Source organism: Nostoc sp. UCD121 (genome assembly GCF_014222285.1).
In the GTDB taxonomy this organism is placed as follows: domain Bacteria; phylum Cyanobacteriota; class Cyanobacteriia; order Cyanobacteriales; family Nostocaceae; genus Nostoc.
In genome coordinates this window covers 1-907 of record NZ_JACKZS010000494.1, presented here as the reverse complement: position 1 = coordinate 907, position 907 = coordinate 1, and the positions used below count along the sequence as shown (strand labels likewise).

Genomic DNA, 907 nt, shown 5'->3' with positions numbered 1-907 from the left:
ATCTAATGGGTATAGAAGATTTAAAAACGCTATTAGAACAAATCAAAATCTTCGAGTCTAGTTTTGCAACTGGTGAATCTTTTTATAGTCGATTTAGTATTCTTAAAAGGACAATTGAATTTATAACTGAATATAGTCATTACTCAGATTTATTAATTGATGAATACTGGAGTGAAGAAAAAATCTTACCTGCTCTACTCAAGGAAAATGATGAGTTTACACTCCATGAATTTTATCTAATTAAATTAATTATTAGCTACTTGTTTGATGATCCTCTCGCGGCAGTTAGCAATGGAGACAAAGGAGAGCGTTACCTTAAAGGTGGTGCAGGAATGCTATCTGTGTCTGTTTTCCATTACTACGATTCATTGGCTCGTCTATCTGTCTATTCTAAAGCTAAATCTTCTGAACAAGCAAAATTGCTCTTGAAGGTTGACGAAAATCAAAAACACCTAAAAGTTCGAGCAATAATTGCACCGATGAATTTTCAGCATAAATTTGATTTAGTAGAGGCAGAGCGTCATTGGGTCTTAGGTCAGCGATTTGAGGCAATTGACTTATACGATCGCGCGATCGCTGGAGGCAAAAAAAATGAGTACATTCAGCAAGAAGCTCTGGCTAACGAACTAGCAGCTAAATTTTATCTTGATTGGGGCAAAGAAAAAGTGGCTCAAGCATATATGCAAGAAGCTTACTACTGCTATGCCCGATGGGGAGCCAAAGCTAAAACCGATGACTTAGAAAAACGCTATCCTGAATTACTTCAACCCATCTTACATCAACACCAACTTAGCTTTAATTCCCTAGAAACAATTGCTAGTATTGCCCCCAGTTCGATATCTTTATCCGGTCAAACTTCCATTATTAGTAGAGCCAACATTTCCAATACCTTAGACTTTATGTCTAT

Annotated in this window: 1 pseudogene; it reads left to right on the top strand. The window is 36.5% G+C overall.

The window, feature by feature from the left end:
- A pseudogene (locus tag GNF10_RS37140) lies at nucleotides 1–907 on the top strand (histidine kinase); the annotation flags it as partial.